General features: G+C 39.2%; 22 protein-coding genes. 21 read left to right on the top strand and 1 reads right to left on the bottom strand.

Translation table 11 applies throughout. The features are described 5' to 3' along the window. Nucleotides 1-21 precede the first annotated feature (21 nt). The 15 genes from OMU_RS16510 (at nt 22) to OMU_RS16440 (ending at nt 15,682) form a co-directional block, all read left to right on the top strand. On the top strand, nt 22-1,044 hold the full coding sequence (locus OMU_RS16510) for an ABC transporter permease (protein WP_016181005.1): 1,023 nt from the start codon (nt 22-24) through the stop codon (nt 1,042-1,044). Continuing rightward, nucleotides 1,044-1,871 carry an ABC transporter permease gene (locus OMU_RS16505; protein WP_016181004.1) on the top strand — a complete coding sequence of 276 codons (828 nt, stop codon included), beginning with the start codon at nt 1,044-1,046 and terminating at the stop codon, nt 1,869-1,871. Before OMU_RS16510 ends, OMU_RS16505 begins: the two co-directional genes overlap by 1 nt. A gap of 274 nt (nt 1,872-2,145) precedes the next feature. Continuing rightward, nucleotides 2,146-3,192, top strand: a complete 1,047-nt coding sequence (locus OMU_RS16500) for a serine hydrolase (RefSeq protein ID WP_016181003.1) — start codon at nt 2,146-2,148, stop codon at nt 3,190-3,192. 340 nt (nt 3,193-3,532) lie between these two features. Further along, nucleotides 3,533-3,964, top strand: a complete 432-nt coding sequence (locus OMU_RS16495) for a PTS sugar transporter subunit IIA (RefSeq protein WP_225844241.1) — start codon at nt 3,533-3,535, stop codon at nt 3,962-3,964. Nucleotides 3,965-3,966: 2 nt separating this feature from the next. Then, complete coding sequence (locus OMU_RS16490) at nt 3,967-4,440, top strand: PTS sugar transporter subunit IIB (RefSeq protein ID WP_016181001.1); 474 nt, start codon at nt 3,967-3,969, stop codon at nt 4,438-4,440. 12 nt (nt 4,441-4,452) lie between these two features. Beyond that, nucleotides 4,453-5,220, top strand: coding sequence for a PTS mannose/fructose/sorbose/N-acetylgalactosamine transporter subunit IIC (locus OMU_RS16485; RefSeq protein WP_016181000.1), 768 nt, complete (start codon nt 4,453-4,455; stop codon nt 5,218-5,220). 11 nt (nt 5,221-5,231) lie between these two features. Beyond that, nucleotides 5,232-6,080 (top strand): PTS system mannose/fructose/sorbose family transporter subunit IID, encoded by an 849-nt coding sequence (locus tag OMU_RS16480; RefSeq protein ID WP_016180999.1) that lies wholly within the window; start codon nt 5,232-5,234, stop codon nt 6,078-6,080. A gap of 24 nt (nt 6,081-6,104) precedes the next feature. Then, nucleotides 6,105-7,139 carry a zinc-dependent alcohol dehydrogenase gene (locus tag OMU_RS16475; RefSeq protein ID WP_016180998.1) on the top strand — a complete coding sequence of 345 codons (1,035 nt, stop codon included), beginning with the start codon at nt 6,105-6,107 and terminating at the stop codon, nt 7,137-7,139. 177 nt (nt 7,140-7,316) lie between these two features. Continuing rightward, the gene (locus OMU_RS16470) at nt 7,317-8,027 is read left to right on the top strand and encodes a GntR family transcriptional regulator (protein ID WP_016180997.1); all 711 of its coding nucleotides are present in this window, start codon (nt 7,317-7,319) and stop codon (nt 8,025-8,027) included. Nucleotides 8,028-8,044: 17 nt separating this feature from the next. Beyond that, nucleotides 8,045-8,920 carry a class II fructose-bisphosphate aldolase gene (locus tag OMU_RS16465; protein WP_016180996.1) on the top strand — a complete coding sequence of 292 codons (876 nt, stop codon included), beginning with the start codon at nt 8,045-8,047 and terminating at the stop codon, nt 8,918-8,920. A gap of 33 nt (nt 8,921-8,953) precedes the next feature. After that, entirely contained in the window at nt 8,954-9,631 is a 678-nt protein-coding gene (locus OMU_RS16460; RefSeq protein ID WP_016180995.1) for a ribulose-phosphate 3-epimerase, read from the top strand. Nucleotides 9,632-9,755: 124 nt separating this feature from the next. Further along, nucleotides 9,756-10,451, top strand: a complete 696-nt coding sequence (locus OMU_RS16455; protein ID WP_016180994.1) for an N-acetylmannosamine-6-phosphate 2-epimerase — start codon at nt 9,756-9,758, stop codon at nt 10,449-10,451. Nucleotides 10,452-10,601: 150 nt separating this feature from the next. Next, nucleotides 10,602-12,599 carry a HelD family protein gene (locus OMU_RS16450; RefSeq protein ID WP_016180993.1) on the top strand — a complete coding sequence of 666 codons (1,998 nt, stop codon included), beginning with the start codon at nt 10,602-10,604 and terminating at the stop codon, nt 12,597-12,599. 6 nt (nt 12,600-12,605) lie between these two features. Then, on the top strand, nt 12,606-13,427 hold the full coding sequence (locus OMU_RS16445) for a helix-turn-helix domain-containing protein (protein WP_016180992.1): 822 nt from the start codon (nt 12,606-12,608) through the stop codon (nt 13,425-13,427). Nucleotides 13,428-14,026: 599 nt separating this feature from the next. Beyond that, nucleotides 14,027-15,682: an LPXTG cell wall anchor domain-containing protein gene (locus OMU_RS16440; RefSeq protein WP_016180991.1), complete on the top strand. Its 1,656-nt coding sequence runs from the start codon at nt 14,027-14,029 to the stop codon at nt 15,680-15,682. 51 nt (nt 15,683-15,733) lie between these two features. Here OMU_RS16440 and OMU_RS16435 read toward each other — a convergent pair whose 3' ends face one another. Further along, nucleotides 15,734-16,462: a DNA alkylation repair protein gene (locus OMU_RS16435; RefSeq protein ID WP_016180990.1), complete on the bottom strand. Its 729-nt coding sequence runs from the start codon at nt 16,460-16,462 to the stop codon at nt 15,734-15,736. Nucleotides 16,463-16,573: 111 nt separating this feature from the next. Between OMU_RS16435 and OMU_RS16430 the strand changes: the two genes are divergently transcribed. From OMU_RS16430 to OMU_RS16405, 6 genes are all read left to right on the top strand, one after another. Beyond that, nucleotides 16,574-17,392, top strand: coding sequence for an AraC family transcriptional regulator (locus tag OMU_RS16430; RefSeq protein WP_016180989.1), 819 nt, complete (start codon nt 16,574-16,576; stop codon nt 17,390-17,392). Beyond that, nucleotides 17,379-17,801 (top strand): DUF2000 domain-containing protein, encoded by a 423-nt coding sequence (locus OMU_RS16425; RefSeq protein ID WP_016180988.1) that lies wholly within the window; start codon nt 17,379-17,381, stop codon nt 17,799-17,801. Before OMU_RS16430 ends, OMU_RS16425 begins: the two co-directional genes overlap by 14 nt. Before the next feature lie 103 nt (nt 17,802-17,904). Further along, nucleotides 17,905-18,558 carry a TerC family protein gene (locus OMU_RS16420; protein ID WP_016180987.1) on the top strand — a complete coding sequence of 218 codons (654 nt, stop codon included), beginning with the start codon at nt 17,905-17,907 and terminating at the stop codon, nt 18,556-18,558. A 518-nt stretch (nt 18,559-19,076) separates the two neighbouring features. Continuing rightward, nucleotides 19,077-19,790, top strand: coding sequence for a LytR/AlgR family response regulator transcription factor (locus OMU_RS16415; protein ID WP_016180986.1), 714 nt, complete (start codon nt 19,077-19,079; stop codon nt 19,788-19,790). Between the two features lie 59 nt (nt 19,791-19,849). Then, a complete protein-coding gene (locus tag OMU_RS16410) occupies nt 19,850-21,145 on the top strand; it encodes a sensor histidine kinase (protein ID WP_016180985.1) in 1,296 nt (431 codons plus the stop codon). Nucleotides 21,146-21,256: 111 nt separating this feature from the next. Continuing rightward, the gene (locus tag OMU_RS16405; RefSeq protein ID WP_016180984.1) at nt 21,257-21,754 is read left to right on the top strand and encodes a GyrI-like domain-containing protein; all 498 of its coding nucleotides are present in this window, start codon (nt 21,257-21,259) and stop codon (nt 21,752-21,754) included. Nucleotides 21,755-22,036 lie beyond the last annotated feature (282 nt).

The following is a 22,036-nucleotide window of genomic DNA, read 5'->3' as shown; positions in this document are numbered from 1 at the left end:
AATAGCAAGGGGCAAAAGTGTATGAGGAATATGGCTAGATTTTTATTACGGCGCTTACTATTTGTCTGCTTTTTGATCATTGGGGTGACGTTCTTAGTATTTATGATCTCGCATCTCGTTCCCAGTGATCCGATTGCATCGAATATGAGTCCAAATGCGATGAGCGATCCTGCAGCAGTTGCGGCTTACAAAGCACGCTGGGGTTTGGACAAGCCGCTAATGGAACAATACTTTATTTATCTAAGTAATTTGTTGCGGGGAGATTTAGGAACTTCGATTCGCACCGGTAATCCTGTTATCAGTGATTTGAAACAGTTTTTCCCTGCGACTTTAGAACTATCCATCATGGCGATGCTGATCGCTGTTCTATTCGGGATCACATTTGGGATCATCTCTGCAGTCTATCGCAACAAGCCGTTTGATTATCTAGTTCGTACGATCTCAATCAGCGGGGTTTCGATCCCGAATTTCTGGTTCGCGTTAGTTATGCTGCTGTTGTTTTATTCCAAATGGCATTTGTTTCCTGGCGGCGGGCGAGTCAGTTCGCGAATCTCGGCACCGACAGGGGGAACGGGACTTTATGTCTGGGATGCCTTAACCAGTGGCAATTGGGCGTTATTCAATGACGCTCTCTCCCATTTGATTTTACCCGCGATCGTCCTTGGCTTCTTTACGATGGGGCTGATTTCCCGGCAGACGCGTTCGAATCTTTTGGAAGTTTCTTCATTAGACTATATCCGAACCGCTAAAGCGAAGGGACTTTCACAGCGTCAGATCGTTTTGCGCCATGCGCTAGGAAATGCTTTGATTCCTGTTATTACTGTTATGGGAATGGGGTTTAGCAACTTGTTAGGCGGAATGGTCTTTGTTGAAAAAATCTTTTCGTGGCCGGGAATTGGACAGTACGCGTATTTGTCCGCTACGACATTAGATTTTCCGGCAATCTGCGGCGTTTCATTATTGATCGCGATGATTAATGTGATACTGAATCTCGTGATTGACATTCTTTATGGGGTCATTGATCCGAGAGTGAGGTACAGCTAATGAAACGATTACTGAAACAAAAAAACTTTTTATTCAAATTAGGAATCGTTATTTGTGTGTTATGGGTGCTCATTGCAGTTCTTGCTCCGCTGATCGTACCACGGAATCCGTTGACACAAGATATGATGGAACGTTTTTTACCGCCGGGCTCAGCAGGCCATTTCTTAGGAACAGATGAGCTAGGGCGTGATGTATTTTCTCGTGTTTTGATGGGAAGTAGGGTGTCGATTACCGCAGGGGTGGTAACGGTCTGTATTACGATTGTTATCGGAACCATTTACGGCGGTATTGCTGGCTATGTTGGCGGAATCATCGATGATGTCATGATGCGTTTTGCGGAATTGATTGCTGCTTTCCCACCATTAATTTTAGCGATGGTGATTGCGGCGGCTTTAGGACCAAGTATTTTTAACTCTGTGCTGGCAATGACGATTATTTGGTGGCCCAATTATGCTCGACTGATGCGAAGTCTCGTGATTACGTTGAAGGAAAATGAGTACATCGTCGCCTCAAAAGTCTTAGGAGCAAGTCATTTACGCATCCTAGTCAAAGAAATTGTACCAAATGCGTTAGGCTCATTATTAGTTATGGCAACTCTGGATATTGGGAATGCGATTGTGACCTTCTCGGGACTAAGCTTTTTAGGCTTGGGAACACAACCGCCAACACCTGAATGGGGTTCGATGGTATCTGATGGTGTAAATAATATGAACTATTGGTGGATATCCACTTTCCCAGGTGTTGCAATCTTTTCTATGTCGATTGGCGCCAACTTTGTCGGTGACGGGTTACGAGATTACCTTGATCCAAAAATCAAAAATAAATAAACGAAGAAGCCTGTCTTGTGATTTTCATAGGATGGGCTTCTTTGCGGGAAGAATTAAGAAACTGGCTGCACTGATTCATAGGTATGATAAAAATACATTCTAATATATTCACCAAGTTGAGAAATCCCTAAAAGAAGTAAAAAAGCCGTTCAGCAATAATGTTAAGAAATTATAAATCACATATTCTTTTCTAAAAGAAATTATTTTATAAATGAAATATGATAAACTAATTATTGAATGAAACGTAAGTACTGAAAGGGAGAAGGTGAAGGATTTGGGAAGACATACGGATCCAAATGAAAAAAACAAAGGAAAATATGTCGTGGTCGGTCTGGCTGCGCTTCTATTGGCAGGGGGCGTATATTTTGGAGCGACGCGCATTTTAAATAATACAGCTGAAAAACCAAAGGAAGCAGTCACTGCTAGAGAAAGTCAATCATCGTCAAAAAAGGAATCTGCCGTAAGCAGCACAAAAAAGTCAGCAAAGAAACCAACAAAAAATAGTTCCGAGAAGAAAGAAAAAACGAAAAAAACAACGGAATCTTCAAAGAAAAAAACTAAGACCTCAAATTCAAGTGAAAAACAGGCAAGCTCTGAGAAAAAATCAACTTCAAAGGCTAAAAAGAAGACCGCTGCTAAACTAGATGCTTCAGCATTAACGCAAAGTGCGGGGAAAGTCTATTACGGTGTGCAATATTTGAAGAGCAAGCAGGAGTTTTCTAGTAATAATTCTGAACGAACGATTGCGGCGAATATTATCGAACTTTTCATTATGGATTATGCACTTGCTCAAAAAGATGGCAGCAATCAAGTAATTGAAGACAAACCGTTGAATGAGTGGTTAACGCCAATGATCCAACAAAATGATATCAATGCGACCAATGTTTTAATCGATCATTATGGAATGGGGAATATGAACAGCTATTTCAAGGATCAAGGATACCCTGACACATACATTGAACGCCGTATGGTGGATATCAATGTCCGAAGTACGGATAAGGATAATTACACTTCTTTGAATGATTGCATGAAATTGCTGAAAAAAATCTATGACGGTCGTGATAAAGAACCGCAAAAGACAATGTTAGATATTTTGAAGGGCCAAGTCATTCGCACAAAGATTCCTGCAAAACTGCCGAATAATATTACTGTAGCTAATATTACTGGTGAACAGCAAAATGTTGAAAATGATATCGGCATCGTTTTAACCAAAGATAATCCATTTGTGATTGTCATACTAACTAACGACGTTTCGGATATTGTAAAAACTAGGACAGCGATTTCGGAATTTAGTTTAGCAGCGACGAAGATTAAGGAATAAAACAGCTTCGTTATTTCTATACAATTAAATAGTTAAGAGAGTCAGTTTTGCTTTAAACAAAAAAAGCAGAGCTGGCTTTTTTTGTTAGATAAAAACATTAAGCAGACGACTTATATCCAACAGAGAATGTGAAAATCGTGTTAGTTATAAAACTAATTATAAAAATAAAAGATATTTTTTGAAAATAGCAATGATTCTTTTATTAATAAACAGAAGCCATTTTTCTTGTTTTGAAAATGTTTTCAAAGATTTCGTTGACAAAGAAGCGAAACGGATATATATTTGATTTGTGAATAGTACCAATGGTTCTTTTTTAGAACCAAAGGCTTTTTGGAAGGAGATGTTTTGTTTGATTGGTCTGTTAGTCGTTACACATGGGGATTTAGGAGAGTCGCTTTTAAAGTCAATTGCTATTATTGCGGGGGAAGTAAAGGGTTCTGCATCTGTTGGTTTGTATCATGGAGATAGTCCGGTTCGATTGAGGGAGGAGATTCAGGAGAAAGTAAAAAAATTAGATACAGGAGATGGCGTACTTGTCTTAGTAGATTTTTATGGGGGAACTCCTGGGAATGAAGTGATGAAGCTTTTAACGACAAATGAAATGAAAGTGCTTTCTGGAGTGAATATGGCAATGCTGCTGGAAATTGTTGTGAATCGTGAATTTTCGACAGATGTTGAGGCATTGGCTAAAACGGCTCTACAAAGCGGTAAAGAAAGTCTCCAAGATTTGAATGAAGTATATAACAATTTAATCGCAAAGGCAGGGGAATAATAATGAGTATTGTATTAGCAAGAATTGACGATCGTTTGATTCACGGCCAGGTTATGACTTCATGGCTTAATTACACTGGCGCTAATCGAATCATTATCGTGGATGATGAAACAGCAAATGATACATTTTTGAAGATGATCGTGACATCTGTCGCTCCAGCGAATATCAAAACAGAAGTCTTTAGCGTTCATGAAGGTGCCGAGACTATTAAACAGTTAGCAGCATCGGATAAAGTGATTCTTTTAGCTAAATCGCCTGAAGCATACGTTGAATTAATGAATCAAGGTATCGCATTGGAGAAAGTAAACATTGGCGGTATGGGTGCAAAAGAAGGCAGAACAAAATTTTATAAAAATATTTCTGCCTCTTCGGCAGAAAAAGCTAGTCTCAAAAAATTAATTGATACTGGAGCAACAGTGACTATCCAGATTATTGCCGAAGATAAAGCGATCGACGTAGCGAAGCTATTAACCTAGGGAGGGGTATTAATGAAAATTTCTTTTATTCAAGCAATTTTAATTGGAGTTGTTTACTATCTTGGGGTAACTGGAACACCTTGGCTGTCGTTATTGGGAAGTATTTCTTTTATGCAGAAACCTTTAGTTGCTGGAACCGTTGTAGGAATTATTTTAGGTGATCCAGTCCAAGGTGTCATTATTGGAGCTGCGATCCAATTGCCTTATATCGCTTTTATTTCAGCAGGTGGAACAGCACCGGTTGATCCTGGGTTGGCTGGGACTTTAGGAACAGCCTTAGCGATTGCATCGGGGGCTGATCCGCAAACTGCGGTAACCTTAGCTATGCCGATTGGACTATTAGGAACGGTTATCTGGGTCGCGCATATGACGATCGATGTTTTCTTTGTTCATATGGCAGATAAGGCAGCCGGTGAAGGTGATCTTGATCGGATCAATTTCTTACATGTAGTGCCGCCGCAAATCATTCTTTTCTTAATCAGTGTGATACCAGTAACCTTAGCTGCTTATTATGGCGCTGGGGCAGTAACGACCATTTTGGGGTACTTGGATGGCACACCGTTACATGTGCTCCAAGTAATCGGTGGATTATTACCAGCATTGGGGATTGCGATGAATTTACGTTCCATCAATCGTCCGAATACGATGCTGTTTTTCATTTTAGGGTTTGTCATGTCGATTTATATGGGTCTGGATGTTATTGTAATTGCTGTTTTAGGTGCGATTATTGCATATCTTTATACCATCACACCTAGAAATGAAATCGGCGGGTTTAGTTAGGAGGAAAAGAGATGGAGCAATCATTAGAAAATGAAAGTCAACAACCAAAAAAAGAATTATCGAAAAAGGATGTCACTCGTTCTTTTTGGCGCTGGACTTTTTTCAGTCATGCTAATTATAACTATGAGCGGTTAGAAGCAACGGGTCTTGTCCATTCGCTAAGTCCAATCATTAAAAAGCTTTATGCAGATGATCCGCAGGAATATCAAAATGCTCTGAAAAGACATATGGCCTTTTTTAATACAGAACCGCATTTTGGTGGAATTATTTGCGGCATGGTGATTGCAATGGAAGAAGACCGAGCAAATGGTGCGCCGATCACAGATGATGCCATCAATGGGATCAAGACTGGTTTGATGGGACCTTTTGCCGGGATCGGCGATACCTTGTGGCAAGGAACATTGACACCTATTCTTTTAGCCTTTGGTGTCAGCCTGGGGGCTGAAGGAAATTTGATGGGTCCAGTTGTCTATGGGCTTTTGATGTTTGGCATCATGTTTTCTCTAGCTTATTTTGTTTGGATGCAGGGATACAAGATGGGGAAAGCTGGGATCGAAAAAATCTTAAGCAGTAATATTTTGCAGTATTTAATCACTGGAGCATCGGCAATGGGAGCGATTGTTTTAGGAGCTTTGACAGCCAACTTTGTTTCTGTTTCTTCTCCTTTTGTGATCAAAGTCGGAGCCGTGAAGCTGGGATTACAAGAAGACATTCTCGATAAATTATTCAAAGGTATCTTACCTCTGGGGATTACCTTGCTGACCTTATACCTGCTAAAAAACAGGAAAATGAAGTCAACGAGAGTAATGCTGGTCTTAGTGGCTATTGGGGTATTATTTGGAGCATTTAATATATTCTAGTCAATTGTTAGGAAGGGGATAGAAATGAAGACAGCAGTTTTTTACGGAATTGAGGATTTGAGAATTGAGGAGTGTCCGTTACCGGAAGTATCTGAAAATAAAATTTTAATAAAAATTGAGGCCTGTGCGCTTTGTACTTGGGAGCAGCGAGTATATACAGGAGTAAAAAAAGTTGATTATCCATTTATTGGCGGACATGAGATAGCAGCAGAAATTGTTGCGCTAGGAAATAAAATTGATCCGACAAAATGGCAGATTGGCGATAAAGTTGTATTTGGTACCAACCTTGCTTGTGGAGACTGTGATTTTTGTAAGAGCGGCGAGGAACAAAATTGTATCGATTTCAATCATAGCAAGCATCTTGAAGGTCTTCCGCATAAGGGGATGGGAGGACTATCAGAATATATACTGGTAGAGCCGAAGCATCTTTTTCATTATTTTGGCGTAACGCCCGAAGAAGCGGCTTTAACCGAACCATTGTCATGCGTGGTTCATAGTTGCGAGACTGCCAATATTCAATATGGAGATTTGGTCGTAGTGATCGGCTGCGGCATCATGGGATTATTACATGTTGCATTGGCTGTGAAAAGCGGCGCGCGCGTGCTTGCTTGTGATCTAAATCCAGAACGTTTGGAACTGGCTAAAAAAATTGGGGCTCACTATATTATTGATTCTTCTAAAGAAGATCTTTTAGCGAAGGTCAAAGAAATTAGTCATAATCTGGGCGCGAATGTAGTTTTCGATACGACGCCGATTCATAGTGTAGCAGAAGAATCAGTGGAGCTGGTGTCGAATACTGGTAAAGTGATTCTTTACTCATCCTTCTATCCAGATGAGCCTGTTAGCTTTAGTCCTGACAAGCTGCATAAAGGCGGTTATTCGATCGCTGGTACAGCTAATTCTAACAGTCGTGATTTTGTTCGGGCGTCTAGAATGATCAGTGAAAGAGTTATAGATATGCGACCGTTTATCAGTGAAATCATTCCTTTTGAAGAGGTTGTAGCAGGTTTTGAATCAGCGATTAAGGGTGATAAATATCGTGTAGTAATAAAATTTTAGCTATACAATAAAAAAAGGAATATTGGCAACTATAGTATGATAGGTAGTTGTATAAAAAATCAGTTATAATCAATAGTGAAACGTTAGTTGATCAGATAATTATTTATTATGTAGCTGCCTGTCTGTTTTGATAGATCTCCCTATCCAAGACAAGACGAGTGAAGGGAGGATTATTAAGTGGAAGAATTTATTCCAAAGTATAAAAAAATCAGCGATGATATTCAAAATTTAGCCAAAGTGTTGAGCGGACAAGGAAAACCGCTTCCCAGTGAACGAAAGCTATCAGAAACCTTTGAGGTGAGCAGAACGACAATTAAGCGTGCTTTAGAGTCACTGGAAAGACAAGGCATTGTTACTTATATAGAAGGAAAAGGATATATTATTCCCAATCGAGATGTAAAGATTGTTTCAAGTATGCATATTTCTGGGTTTTATGAGGACATTGTTTCACGTAAAAAGAAAATTAGTTCTAAAGTGTTGAAAAAAAACGTGATTCAAGCAGATCAAAAGTTAAGTAAGGAATTGAAGATAGCGGAAAATGAGTACGTTTTCTATCTTTTGCGCTTACGGAGTGTCGATGGCGCGGTGTATTCCTTATCTGAAAGTTTTATTCCCCTCAATCGCTGCCCGGAGATTGGTTCCTTTGATTTAACAGATAAATCTCTTTGGAAGGTTTTAAATCAATTTGGAATCTATCCGGAAATCGTTAGTCAACGAGTGAATGCTCGGATGGCGAATTACTCAGAGATTGAATATTTGAATATTTCTAATCCTGCAGTGGTCATGGTTGTAAACAACATGGCCTATTGGGATGGTAAACCGATTGAACTTTCCTATGTCTATACGGATGTTTTCTCAACAAATCTTGAATATCGTTTTAGTAAATAAAACGAGGAGGAAGATTCATGTTAGTAACATTGAGTGAGCTTTTAAAAGATGCGAAAGAAGAAAAATATGCAGTTGGGGCGTTTAATGTACCGAACCTCGAAGCAATCCGCGGGGTCATTCAAGCAGCGGAGGAACTTGAGTCTCCGGTTATTCTGCAGCACGCCGAGGTACATGAAAATTTGATTGGCTTGGAAGAAATTGGACCCATTATGCTTCAGTATGCTAAGGCGGCGAAGGTACCTGTAGCAGTGCATTTAGACCATGGAGCCTCCTATGAAATGTGCGTCAAGGCGATTCGATTGGGTTTTACTTCGGTCATGTATGATGCCTCTAGCAAAGAATATGAATTAAACTTGGAAGAAACGAAAGAAATTGTGAAAATCGCTCACGCAGCTGGTGTTAGTGTTGAGGCGGAACTAGGACATATTTTCACCTCAGCTGTTGGTGGCGGTGAAGGACGAGGCTCAGACTCTAGCGATGATTACGAGGACTTGGAGGATGTCTATACCGATCCTGATTTGGCTCGGAAATTTGTTGAAGCAACTGGTGTTGATTGCTTGGCTATTGGTTTTGGGACTGTTCACGGCATTTATTTGAAAGAACCGAAGCTTGACTTAAATCGAATTCTGCAAATCAAAGAAAAAATCGATGTACCTTTTGTCATGCATGGCGGGTCAGGTGTATCCGAAGAAAATTATCGAACAGCAATAAAAAATGGTATATGTAAAATCAACTATTACACCTATATGAACAAAGCAGCTGGCAAGGCTGTTCAAGAGTGTTTGGAAAACAATACAGAAGACGCTGTTTTCTTTGATGAGCTGTCACTAAAGGCTACTGCAGCAATGAAGGACAATGTAAAAGCCGCGATGGAAATTTTTATGAAGCCATAGCTTTTCAATGAAATGAATGATGGAGGGGAGAAGATGGAAAGGATAGTTGCATCGATTATGTGTGGAAATCAGTTGACACTAGGACAGGAGCTGCAGAATATACGCGCTGCTGGGATTGACTGGCTCCATTGTGATGTGATGGATGGTGTTTATGTAAATAACTTGGCGATGGCTCCTTATGTATTGGAACCGATTATTCAGACAGGAAAATTTACCACCGATATTCATTTAGCCTGTGTGACTCCAGAAAAGTATATTGAAATGTTTGCACCGCTGAAACCAGATTTTCTTACATTCCACATTGAAACAACAGAAGAGCCTGAGAGATTAATACAAAGAATTCATGACTTGGGAATAAAAGTGGGGATTGCTATCAATCCTGAAACCCCAATAGAAAGTCTATTTCCTTACCTTGATGTCATTGAACTGATTCTGGTAATGACTGTAAATCCTGGATTTGCGGGTCAAACGTTTCAACAGAATGTTTTAGAAAAACTCAAAAGCTTGAATCAGCAGCTAAAAATGAAACCAAACAAACCCTTGATAGAAGTAGATGGCAATATCCATTCAGAAACAGCTGCTGCTATCAGTAAAATCGGTGCGGATCTCTATGTCGTTGGAACATCTGCACTCTTCAATGATCAACCAGGTTCCTATACGGAAAAAGTGATGACGTTGAAGCAAAGTTTTGTTACAACAGAAAAAGCGTAAACATGTTCTCACCTTAAGATTTTTTAGGTGAGATTTTTTGTCTATACAGATTATTTTAGCCGTGTTAACCTTTTATTATTGAAAATCATAAGAAGCATGTAAAGATTGGATAGGAGAGAAGAAAATGAAAAAAGAAGAATTTCTAACCATCATAAAAAATGGCTTGATCGTGTCTTGTCAGGCTTTACCCGGCGAACCATTATATAGTGAAAAAGGTGGAGTGATGCCCTTATTAGCTATGGCAGCAAAAGAAGGCGGCGCAGCAGCGATTAGAGCAAATTCTGTACGAGATATTCGAGAAATCAAGGCAGTAGTAGAGCTGCCTATGATTGGCTTGATCAAAAAACAATATCCGCCAGAAGAACCATTTATTACTGCTAGTATACAGGAAGTTGATGCACTAGTGGAAACGGGTGTGGAGGTAATCGCCTTGGATTGTACCCTGCGTAAACGGCATGACGGACTGACGATCAATCAGTTTATCCAACAGATTAAAGAAAAATACCCAGAGCAATTATTGATGGCAGACATCGCTACTTTTGATGAAGGCGAAAATGCCGTTAAAGCAGGGATTGATTTTGTAGGAACGACGTTAAGCGGATATACATCAGAGACTGTTAATCGGACTGCTCAGGGGCCGGATTATGAATTAATAGAAAAATTGGTGGAGGCAGATTTTTCTGTGATTGCTGAAGGAAAGATTCATACACCAGAACAAGCGAAAAGGATTCAAGGTATGGGGGTGTGCGGTATTGTTGTAGGCGGAGCGATCACACGACCAAAAGAAATCACAGAACGCTTTGTTGCTGGTCTAAAATGAAATGATCAAACGATAGAAAACCAACGAGTGCCGACGAAATAAGCACTCGTTTCTTTTTGTTTGTATAAAAACACCGCAACATTGATGCAAAAAAAGTTTTACTTCTCATTTATACTATCTATTTGACCACAATTGTGAGAGGTGATTAAGATGGACGTTTTAATAGAAGAGCAACAGGAATGGCAAGTCATTCGCAAGCAGATTGAGGAAAAGGAAACCATTCTTAAAGATGAGCTACTTCATTTTTCAAAGGAAACGAAGCAGTTTCATCAGTATCTAGTCGATTATAAAGGAGAAATCGATCCTCATGAAATGTTTATCAATTCACGACTTTTAGAACAACAGCAAGTTGCGGAAACGGTTAGCGGAAAGCAGTTGATTCGATTGGAGAAGCAAAAAAAGAATCCTTATTTTACCCGAGTAGATTTTGTTTATGATGGTGAACAGACAGCGGAAAAAAAATATATAGGCTCTTTTTCATTTTCGACGAAGGAAGAGAGACTGTTGATTTATGATTGGCGTGCGCCAATTGCGAGTATTTTCTATGATTATGATTTAGGTAAAGCACATTTTCAAACACCAGCAGGAACAGCCTCTGGTGACATTCAACGAAAACGTCAGATCAAGTTTAAGGATGGGGCAATCGATTATGTAGTGGAGTCTGATACGACCGTTTTTGATGAGGTGCTGCAAAATGAATTGCGGCAGCAAAAGGGTGGACAGATGTCAACCATCATCAGCACGATTCAAAAGGAGCAAAATAAAGTCATTCGTGATAACCGTTCAAAGGATATGATCATCCAAGGAGTGGCTGGATCAGGTAAAACATCTATTGCATTGCATCGTATTGCTTTTTTACTTTATCATTTTCGTAATCGTATCACGTCAGATCAAGTGATGATTCTTTCTCCCAATCGTACCTTCAGCAGATTTATCGCACAGGTACTGCCTGAGCTAGGAGAAGAGCCGGTGACAGAATGGACGATCGATCAGTTTGGACAAACACTATCTGACATTGCCGATGTTCCTTCTCGCTTTCAAGAAATTGAGCTGCTTTATCTAGAAAAAGATCCGCAACTAAACGAACGAGTCCGTTATCTCTCTTCCAAAAAATGTGTTGCTGATTTGAAGGGCTATCTTAGAAAAATCGAAGCATTTTCTCCTCAATCGATCCTAATCGGCGATTACGAGTATAATGCGGAATTTATTCTGAGACGATACAAAGCGTACGAGAAGAAATCAATCTTTCAACGGTTTCAACTAATCGCAGAGGATATTTTTGAAAATCTGCGTACTCGCCCTTTTCAACCAAAAAGAAAACCAACGAAAAAACAGCTAGTTAATCGTTTGAAAAAGATGTTCAATAAGACCAACAGCCATCAACTTTATCGAGATTTTTTAACAGAACAAGGATTCGAAATGAAAAAGGCTGTAAGCTACTCTGATTTATTCCCGATTATTTATATTCGGCTATTTCTTGAAGGAATGGATGAGTTTTCCAAAATTCACTATTTAATTATCGATGAGATGCAGGACTATACACCGATCCAATTTGAAGTATTCAAGAAAATGTTTACCTGTCCGGTGTTGCTAATTGGTGATTTTACGCAATCTCTGACTACGATTAATGAGCTGCATTTGCCTGACGTGCAAAACTATTATCCAAACGCACAATCGATTTTCTTAACAAAAAGCTATCGCTCGACCTATGAAATTATAACTTGTGCGAAAAAAATTATTGATGATCACATGATTGAACCGGTGTTGCGTCATGGCATGAAACCAAAAAAATGGGTAGTTAGTTCTCAGGAAGAGGAAATATCAAGTATACTAGAACTAGTAGAACAGTTAAGAAAACAAGATTTAGCAACGATTGCTTTGATCACAAAGACCTTAGTACGAGCATATGAATGGCGAGGGTTATTAGAAAATCAAGGACTAGCCTGCGAAGTATTGACGGATGAATCGACAAGCTTACAGGAAAGGCTATCCATTTGTCCTCTTGTTCAGTCGAAAGGACTGGAATTTGATGCGGTGATCGTTGTTGACGCAGATGAAGCAACATATCCTGGCTTATTAGGAAGACAGCAATTATTCGTTGCCGCCACACGAGCGATGCACGCGCTCTATTTTCTCCAAAGGGAGTGAGAAGCATTGAACAATTCTCAGTTAGTAGCCTCTATCACAGATTATGTAGAGGCACATCTTCAAGAAAGAATGACGCTTGATGAACTAGCGAAGCAGCTTCATTATTCCAAATATTATTTGCTGCATGAGTTCAAGGAGACGACTCATCAATCTCTTTATAACTATATCAAGCGCCGTCGATTGAATGAGGCAGCAAAGGCCTTACTTTATTCGGATCAGAGAATCCTTGAAATAGCGCTGCAATTAGGGTATCAAAGTCAGCAGGCCTTTAGCAAGGCATTTGAAGAGCTTTTCAAGCTTACACCATACCGATTTCGTTTACAGAAAAAAGAATTCTTGATTGAGGAACCCTTTAGCGCAATTGATTATCTGCTTTGGGTTGAAAATCAGGATATTCGTATTCGACAGGGAAAATGGAAGGAGCATGAAATGATTCTTGCGTTTGTTCAATTGATGCGAGGTGCTCTTCCTTATTTAGAGAAAGAGGCGTATCTTCATTCACTGCGCTTATTTATTAATGAAGGAAATTGTTATCTGGCTTGGGCAAAAGGACGAATTGTGGGATTGCTGCTATTTGACCCAAAGGTACAAAAAATCGAGAACCTTACAGCATTACCGGCATGTTGGAAGTTAGAGCCGGAGAAAAAACTTATTACGAGTGTAATTCGTGATAAAAGACCGCGGCTGCTTTACACGACGACCTTTAGAGAGTCCGACAAATTAGATATTGGTCATCGACAGCGATTGTTGAATCTTGGATTTCTTCCTAGTCAAAAAATTGTCGAGGTCAATTATCCAACGGAAAAAATGATCCTGACTGTGACTTAAGAATTTTAGAAAATGGGAACAAAATCGCTTGATCGAATCAGCTTGCAGCAATTTTGGCGTTTGCTTTTCTTTTCAACTGTCCATTAGTTAATTGAATTCCTATAGACAAATACAACTCCACTTATTTTTTTTCAGATATTTGCTTATTATCGTGGTAGATTTTGGTAAAACGGAAGACGGCTAATTTTAGCTGTTTTCTGCTTTTTTATTCTTTCTTGTATATGCTGAAAAAAATTTTGAAATCAAATATTGAACAAAGGGATTTAATTATTAAATTTATTTCTTTCGTAATTTTATTCTGCTAGAAAAAGTAACAATATTTTAACAAGAGAAAATTTTGTTATTGTTTTTTTAACAATGCGAAAATAAAATAATTACGAATTTTATACGATGGAACTGCCGTTGATTCAATGGTTTTTGTGTGGTATCTTTGAAAAAGAGTCACTATATGTATATTTTTCGAGTTATTTTACGACTGTTTTTCACCTATTCGTCTGTGTGTTAAATAACTAGATTTATTAAATACGTTTTGCAAGTGGCTTAAGAACGGGGTTAAGTTGAAATAAGTCTCTTATAAAAAAGAGAGAAAGGGAGAAAAAATGAAAAGAAAACAATTAACAGGTGTAGCACTTGCGGGATTAATAGTACCTGCTCTGCTTGCTGCACCAACGGCACTTGCGACAGAAGAAGTTCAAACAGCAGTTAGCGAAATGGGGAAACCTGCGAAGAAAGTAAGTAATACTCAATCAAGCAATACTTCACCTGCAAAAGAAAACACAGCGACTTCTAACCAACAGAGTAAAAAACGAAATACAACTAAGAACAGCAAAAATACAACGGAGCAGTTGACTACTGAAAGCAGTACTGTGAAGCCAGTCGGAAAAATAAGTACAGAGACGACTACGGATAGTCAGATAAAAAATGAAACAAATTCATCAGCGGTAGAAACAGAAAAGGTAGAAGTGAAGCCGTTAGACGTTAATCCATTCCCACCTAATAAACCAACGGATACACATCCTGCGATAAATATTTTACCGACTCAAAGTATTCGCAAAGGTAGCAGCTTTGATCCAAAGCAAGGTGTCAGTGCGAGCGACAAGACCGATGGGGATTTGACTTCGAAGATTACAGTTACTGGAACAGTGGATACTGATACAGTTGGTGAGTATCTTTTGACGTATTCCGTGACGAACTCACAAGGAAATACGACGACTCAAAGCGCTATTATCCAGGTTGTTGAGGATAATATCGGTATGTATGAAATCGAGATCGCAGATTTTAGTTTGCCAAAAGGCAGCGACTATATTCAAGCGATTCGTGAGCGGATCGTGATTAGAAAACCTGATGGAAAAGAAGTGCCAACAGCAGATGCGAATATTGTAGTAGTCGCCCATCACTCAACAGATGCACCTGGCAAGCTTGCAGTCGAGATTGCGGTGGTTTCTGAATACAATACAGTGACAAAAAAAATCGTAAATATTACCATTCTTGATACGAATGAAACAATCAGATTAGACGTTCAAAAGACATTGCGCCTTGAAATCGGTCAGGCCTTTGATCCCTACAATTTTGCTCAGGCTTATGCGCTAAACGCGTCTGGCAAAGAAGACAAACTTACCAAAGCAAGTGCAGCAGGCGGTGTCGGTGTGTGGGCAGAATCAACTGTCGATACAACAAAAGCGGGCAATTATAAAGTGACCTATACAGCATTAGCAGCATCAGGTGCGACGATTACGAAAACAATGGGTGTTACAGTAAAAGAAAAAGCTGAAAAACGTACACCGAAAATCTTAGTTGAAGACAAAGTGATGTATGTGGGCGATAAATTAGATGAAAAGATGATTATGGCTTGGGCCAAAACAGAGAATCCAGCAGATACGATTGATGGATTCAAGGTAACGAATGGTGAGATTAAAGTAAAAGTTGCAGATAATACGTTAGTTGAAGCTGGCGAGCACACTATTGAGTTTTATGCTTCTACACCAGAAGGTGAAACGAGTACTAAGTCAATCACTTTGACTGTAAAAAATCGTTCGACAGAAGAACCGACTAAAACAAACGATGAAACCAAAAATGTAGCAGGTACAGGAAATAATGTGACAAATAATAAGACTGTTCCTACACGTATGAGCACTCAAACTAACAAACAATTACCGAAAACCGGTGAGGAATCCAGCAGCTTATGGGTTGCTATGATCGGTGGCATCATGGTACTTCTAGCATTTGTGCTTAAACGAGCAAGAAAAGTAAATTAATATGAGGAAGCTTCCTTCATTATTTTTGAAGGAGGCTTTTTGTGTCTATCGTTATTTTTGATTTCTGCGTCCGTGTTTGATGATCCATTCCTGTGCTTTTGTAGTAGGTGTTTTTTGCCATTCGCTAATGAGAAAGTCAGCTTTTTCCGGAGCATCTTTATAGAGATCATTGAGATTATTCCCGACACTTTTTTGTACAAACTTTTCCGGATCATCCTTCAAATTTGTAAGAATTTCAGCATAATGTTCAAATTCATCTAAAGCGACATAGATTTTTTCCGACCAAGGTAGACGAATTCGCACTCCTTCACAAGCTAAGCGACGCACGTGAACATTCGGATCTTTGCTCCAGTCAATCAATTCCTTCATCACTTCCTGCGGATGCTCCTTTAACAAAGGACGGATCGCATATTCACCAGTAAACCGTTTAGTCAATTTTTTCAAAAAGGTCAGAGAAGCTTTCCAATCTTCATTTCCATGTCGTTCCACGTAACGACCGATCGGCCAAAGCCACCAACCAAAGCTAAACATCCCCGTTGATTGCTCTAACTCCGGTCCGAGAATCTGGTAGAAGGCTTGGAGATTTTCTCGATAGTCTGATCCAAGATTTGTCTCTAAGGCATCGACAATAAAATCAAATCTTGCAAACAATTCTTTATCCTCCAGTTTGCCGATTAGAGAATTGGAAAAAGTCTCCTTATTAAAATCAGGCACTGCTTGTGTCAATTTTTCAGATAGATCTAAAATATATTGATCGTTGTAATGATCTTTATGCTTCAAATGTATTCGCCTCCAATTTTATCTTTGATTCGATGATACCATAAAGTCAATATCTTCCAAGCACTGCTTCGGCAGACTTGTTACAATAGGAAAAAGAAAGGGGGCGAGGCGTTGAATCAGAAAATTATTTGTTATGACGAGGATCTAGGGATTGAAGCTTATTCCTTCACTGGTGTATCGCAAAATTTTCCCAATCATTTCCACGATTACTATGTAGTGGGGTTAATTGAAGAAGGTTTTCGAAAGATGGTAGTGAATAATCAAGCCTATACACTTGAACCGGGCGATTTATTGACCTTTAATCCCTATGACAATCATAGTTGCGAAGGAATCGATGATAGCCGACTCACTTACCATTGTATCAATCTAAAAAAAGAAATTTTTCAGCCCTTTACAGGAACGGAGCTGCCAAAATTTCTTTCGCCAATGCAGAGTCAGACAGCGTTGGCTGAAGATTTCAATCGTTTACATCAGCTAATCATGAATGAAGGTGACAAGTCGGAGAAGGAGACATTATTCATTTTATTGATTGAGGAGCTCTTGCAAAACTACGCACAAGACAAACAAAATCAAATGCTGCCGGCACCAAAACCAATTGCTGTCATCTGTGAGTATCTAGAAGCTCATTACGATCAGAAAGTCACGTTGGATCAGCTTTGCAAATTGGTTCATCTCAATAAGCATTCATTGGTTCGGCAGTTTACGCGAGAAAAGGGCATTACACCCTATCGTTATCTTGAAACTTATCGGATCGTAAAAGCAAAGGAATTATTGGAGCAAGGCTGCAGCTTGATCGAGACTGCAAATCGGACTGGCTTTTATGATCAGAGCCACTTTACCAATTATTTTAGTCGATTCATCGGCTTGACCCCTAATCAATATCGCAACATTTTTGCGAAAGGAAATGAGGAAGAAGATGCCAGCAAATGAGTTAAAATGTGTCATGGTTGTAGATGAAGCAATGCCTCAGGGAATTATTGCGAACAGTACGGCCGTTATGGGTGTAACAATTGGAAAATTATTTCCTGAAGTCGTTGGTCAAGATGTCGTTGATCAGACCGGCTATCGTCACCAAGGAATCATCGAATTTCCCATCCCGATCTTAAAAGGCAATCGTGATTTTTTACGAGATATGCGGGAACGGTTGTATGAACCAAATTTTGAACAGCTGACAGTCGTTGATTTCTTTGACGTGGCCCAAGGCTGTAAAACTTATAGTGAATATATCGAGAAAATGACTCACGTTCCAGAATCTGCCATTGATTATTTTGGTCTAACTCTTTTTGGCAATAAGAAACAGGTTAATAAGCTGACCGGAAGCTTACCACTGCTGCGATAAAAAAGGATTCTCAAACCAAATCATTTACTCATTTTCATGTTTTTTTCAGTAAAAGGTGGTATCTTAGAAAAGATAAATATTCAAAAACTGAGGAGACAGGTAAATGAGTATTGCAATTTTATCGAAGATTCTTTCGATTATTGTATTGAATTTAGTATTGAGCGGTGATAATGCGGTGGTGATTGCACTTGCAACCCGAAAACTGCCAGCTTCATCACAGAATAAGGCAATTGTAATTGGGGCTGCTGGTGCTGTTGTTTTGCGAATTTTGTTGATGCTGATCGCAGTCGAGCTATTAACGGTGCCTTATGTGAAGATCATTGGAGCTATCTTGTTGTTTTATATTGCCTATGATTTGCTGAAAACAAATGGGGAAGAGACTGAAGTCAAAAGCGAGACGACACTTTTATCCGCGATTCGTACGATCATTATTGCGGATCTAGTGATGAGTCTGGATAATTTTTTGGCGATTGCTGGTGTCGCTGATGGTCATTTTATGTTAGCCGTTTTAGGTTTGATTATTAGTATTCCGATTGTTATTTTCGGCAGTCAGGTTATTTTGAAACTGATGGATCGTTTCCCATGGTTAATCTGGCTTGGTGCTTTATTGATCGCGTATACGGCAGGCACTATGCTGGTGGAGGATCATTTCATTCATCACTTGTTTCGAGGACTAAGCAACGGACATATCGTATCGTTAGCTTCGTGTGTATTGTTGGCGGGAATGTACTTCCTATTTAATCGAAAGAAGTCCTAAGAGTATTTGTAAGGCTGTCGCAAAAATGCGGCAGCTTTTTCTTGACCAATAAAGAAAGTATAAAATTTCACATGGATAAATCGCTTTTTAGCAGGTATATCCATGTCCGGCTTCACGAACTAGCTTTTCTACGCAAGCTACGCATACTGTTACTGCTAAACTCCGTTAAGCAGAACTAGCATTTCGGCAATAAGCAAAAATATTTCGAAATTTGAGAAGCACCAAGTAGGTGCCAATCAACATCAGTTCTCTTCGATCACTGTGTTTCTTGGCAATTTAGAAATATTTTGGTCTTATTGCTGAGACACACAGCGACTGCTTGCAGAGCTGATGTGGAACAGTACCTACCTGGTGCTCAAAAGCTGAGCAAGTTCGCGAAGCCTTTCTTGTGAGTTGTCGATTAAACCAACTTTTAAGTTAAAAATCAGGGATTTGATTCCAATAGTTCCAATTTGAAAAACAACTGGCTAGAATTCTCAGGTATACTAGAGGAAACGCTATCAAAAAAGGAGATGGATATGAATATTGCAATCTGTGATGATGATCGCTTGATGAGCGGTCAAATTGAAAAATTAGTCGAACAAGTCTTCCATGGCGAAACCAGTAAATACAACACGGAAGTCTTTTTTTCTGGGGATCGTTTGTTGGATTTTTTGGAGCAGTCTCCTAATTATTTCCATATGTATTTATTGGATATCGAAATGGAGGGGGCTGATGGCTTAGAAACAGCTGCGAGAATTCGCGAAGCAGATTCTGATGCGGTGATTATCTTCATGACCAGTCACGCGGAATTGATGTCAGAGGCTTTTGAAGTTTTGGCTTTTCAATTTATCATTAAGCCTTTTGATCATGAGAAGACATCGAGCATTTTATCCGCAGCGGTACGTTATTTGCAAAAACGTAAGGGTGTTTTTCAATTCGTGTCGCAAAAGAAAATCTATACCTTCTTCTTGAATCAAATTCATTACATTGAAAGCTCCGGACGAAAAATTTTTTTGCATACAATCGATGGGGCGAACTACGAATACTATGGAACCTTGAAGGATGCGCGGGAACAAGTAAAGGGAATTCTTTTTGCCCAGATACATAATTCGATCATTATCAACTTGGAGAGCTTGAGTACAGTGGAGAGTAATTTCGTCTATTTAAAAGAAGGCGAAAAATTACCCATCAGTAAAAAATTTCACGCTTCCTTTCATGAGCAATTTCAGCAATTTATTTTATCCCGTTAAAGGATGCGATCCAACTTATCAAAAGGAAAACTTTTCAGAGAAAATAAGGAGGACTGTGGATGGCTTTTTTAGAAAATTTTATTCCGGTCACAATTTTAACATCCCTGAGCTTAAGTTTATTGTTTTCGAGTTTTTTTCCAACAAAGCCGCAAATTCCGAAAAGAAGTCTTTTTCTTGTGATTTACTTGACCTGCGTCCCATACTATTTTATTAATAATCTAGCGAATGAGTCTGGAACAGGGAGTTTACGACCTATTTTAACCACCTTAAGCACTTTGCTATTATTACTTTGTGTGCAGGCCTTTTTTAATGGTAAAGCTTATCAAAGAGGATTGGTTGCTGTCTTATTTATTGTTTTTTCGATTATCAGTGAAGGAATTCTGCTGATTCTGGCCCGACTGATTTTACCCGTTGATAATTTACTAGATTTCGTAAGCTCTGGTGGAATAGGAAATCGCATAGCTATGCTGATTAATTTTCTAATGGTCTTTTCTTTCTGGTCAGCTAGAAAGAAACGTGACATTTCGATCCAACGAAATTTTTCAATTCTGCAATTATTGATCGCATCCATATGCAGTCTTTCGATCGGAATATTGATCATTAGCGTGACGGGAACCGAACAGTTTGTCACGAGGGATATTATTTTGATAATCAGCTTCGTTTTATTATTGATTCTATTTTATTTAAGCTTTGAAATGTCGGACAACCTATCAAAAAAGAATCAGGAATTTCAACTACAAAAACAGCGGCATGAATTGCTGGAGGACTACTATCAGCAGGTAGAAAAACATCAGCAAGAAGTCCGAAAAATCAAACACGATTTGAAGAATCAGCTGTATTCGATTGTTGGTTATTTAGATGCCAATAAGGAAGATGATGCAAATCAACAGATCAACCAGTTAATCAACCAGCTAGATTCAAATGAATTGCCCTCATTTACGCAACATACTGGATTGAATGCTCTGTTGCGTTTACATTTCCGAACAATGAAGGAGACAGGAATTACTTGCGAGTTTGAGATCAAGTGTCCAGAAACAATGACGTTTTCCGATTCCGATCTCTCATCGTTAATTGGAAATATTTTGGACAATGCTCGAGAAGCATGTGAGCATAGCAGTACGCGAAAATATGTACAGCTAAAACTTGTTTATTTTAATCACTCTCTAGTGGGCTCCTGTGAGAACAGTACGGATAGTAAGGTTACAACGCTGACCACCCGCAAAAAAGACAAGAGCAGCCATGGCTTTGGCCTAAAATCAATCCGCCAAATCGTCGAGAAGTATCATGGCAAGCTTAATTATGCAATCGACGACTATTCCTTCAAGCTAACCTTTAACTTATTTGAGCAAACATGACGAGAAACCCTAGCAAACATGACACATTACTAAAATTCACCTCCTGAGATGATAAATTATAAATGTAGCAAAGAGAAACACAACCAATACACATAACTGGAGGAATGGAAAATGGATTACAGGATCTTAGAATTAGAAGGCTTCAAATTAGCAGGCGTGAAAATGAGTTCAACAAATGAAAATCAGCAGGGGATGAAAGATTGTGAGACTTTCTGGAATCAATTTATTTCTGGTAATAGGCAAGAAACGGTAGCACCTTTAATTAATCGTGAACCGTTTGGGGTGATCGGAGCAAGTTTTTATAATGTTGATCCAGAGGATAGTAAAAAATTTGATTACTATATTGCCGCGGCAACCACAGCAGCAACACCTGATGGTATGGAGGAAGTAGAAGTTCCGGCAAATACGTGGGCAGTTTTCCCATGTACGGGAAAAACATCCGGGACGACTCAGATCGAAATCGTGACGAAATGGGGTCCTGAATCTGAAGAGTACGAGCTGTTGAACAGCGGATACATGACTGGAGAAATGACTTCTGGCGGACCTGATTTGGAAGTCTATACTCAAGGTGAAGAGATGGAGATATGGGTGCCAGTGAAAAGAAAATAGTATAAATTGAGTCCAGCATCTCGATGATGTTGGATTTTTGTGAATTATAAAGGACTGTTTCAAAATAGGGAAATACTACGTTCAAGTCTTTTTTCTTTCCCTATGAGTATCCGACCAGAAATGAGAACGATTCTCTTTTGGAAGTATTGCGGGAGAAAATTCCCTTCGTTATACTAAGGAGGTAATTGTAAATGCTTACACAAACTTTTGGGATGTTGCTAGAAAGACATCTATCAAAAATTTAAAGGTACATAGTTGGAGGTGGGAAAAATGGTTAGGCGA

Source organism: Enterococcus avium ATCC 14025, from assembly GCF_000406965.1.
Classification (GTDB): domain Bacteria; phylum Bacillota; class Bacilli; order Lactobacillales; family Enterococcaceae; genus Enterococcus_A; species Enterococcus_A avium.
This window is presented reverse-complemented; position numbering and strand designations above follow the sequence as displayed.

Bases quoted from the DNA above. Each gene is read 5' to 3' on its own strand.
- OMU_RS16510 (WP_016181005.1), top strand. From the start codon at position 22: ATGAGGAATATGGCTAGATTTTTATTACGGCGCTTACTATTTGTCTGC.
- OMU_RS16505 (WP_016181004.1), top strand. From the start codon at position 1,044: ATGAAACGATTACTGAAACAAAAAAACTTTTTATTCAAATTAGGAATC.
- OMU_RS16495 (WP_225844241.1), top strand. From the start codon at position 3,533: ATGTTTTGTTTGATTGGTCTGTTAGTCGTTACACATGGGGATTTAGGA.
- OMU_RS16490 (WP_016181001.1), top strand. From the start codon at position 3,967: ATGAGTATTGTATTAGCAAGAATTGACGATCGTTTGATTCACGGCCAG.
- OMU_RS16485 (WP_016181000.1), top strand. From the start codon at position 4,453: ATGAAAATTTCTTTTATTCAAGCAATTTTAATTGGAGTTGTTTACTAT.
- OMU_RS16480 (WP_016180999.1), top strand. From the start codon at position 5,232: ATGGAGCAATCATTAGAAAATGAAAGTCAACAACCAAAAAAAGAATTA.
- OMU_RS16475 (WP_016180998.1), top strand. From the start codon at position 6,105: ATGAAGACAGCAGTTTTTTACGGAATTGAGGATTTGAGAATTGAGGAG.
- OMU_RS16465 (WP_016180996.1), top strand. From the start codon at position 8,045: ATGTTAGTAACATTGAGTGAGCTTTTAAAAGATGCGAAAGAAGAAAAA.
- OMU_RS16460 (WP_016180995.1), top strand. From the start codon at position 8,954: ATGGAAAGGATAGTTGCATCGATTATGTGTGGAAATCAGTTGACACTA.
- OMU_RS16455 (WP_016180994.1), top strand. From the start codon at position 9,756: ATGAAAAAAGAAGAATTTCTAACCATCATAAAAAATGGCTTGATCGTG.
- OMU_RS16450 (WP_016180993.1), top strand. From the start codon at position 10,602: ATGGACGTTTTAATAGAAGAGCAACAGGAATGGCAAGTCATTCGCAAG.
- OMU_RS16440 (WP_016180991.1), top strand. From the start codon at position 14,027: ATGAAAAGAAAACAATTAACAGGTGTAGCACTTGCGGGATTAATAGTA.
- OMU_RS16425 (WP_016180988.1), top strand. From the start codon at position 17,379: ATGCCAGCAAATGAGTTAAAATGTGTCATGGTTGTAGATGAAGCAATG.
- OMU_RS16420 (WP_016180987.1), top strand. From the start codon at position 17,905: ATGAGTATTGCAATTTTATCGAAGATTCTTTCGATTATTGTATTGAAT.
- OMU_RS16415 (WP_016180986.1), top strand. From the start codon at position 19,077: ATGAATATTGCAATCTGTGATGATGATCGCTTGATGAGCGGTCAAATT.
- OMU_RS16410 (WP_016180985.1), top strand. From the start codon at position 19,850: ATGGCTTTTTTAGAAAATTTTATTCCGGTCACAATTTTAACATCCCTG.
- OMU_RS16405 (WP_016180984.1), top strand. From the start codon at position 21,257: ATGGATTACAGGATCTTAGAATTAGAAGGCTTCAAATTAGCAGGCGTG.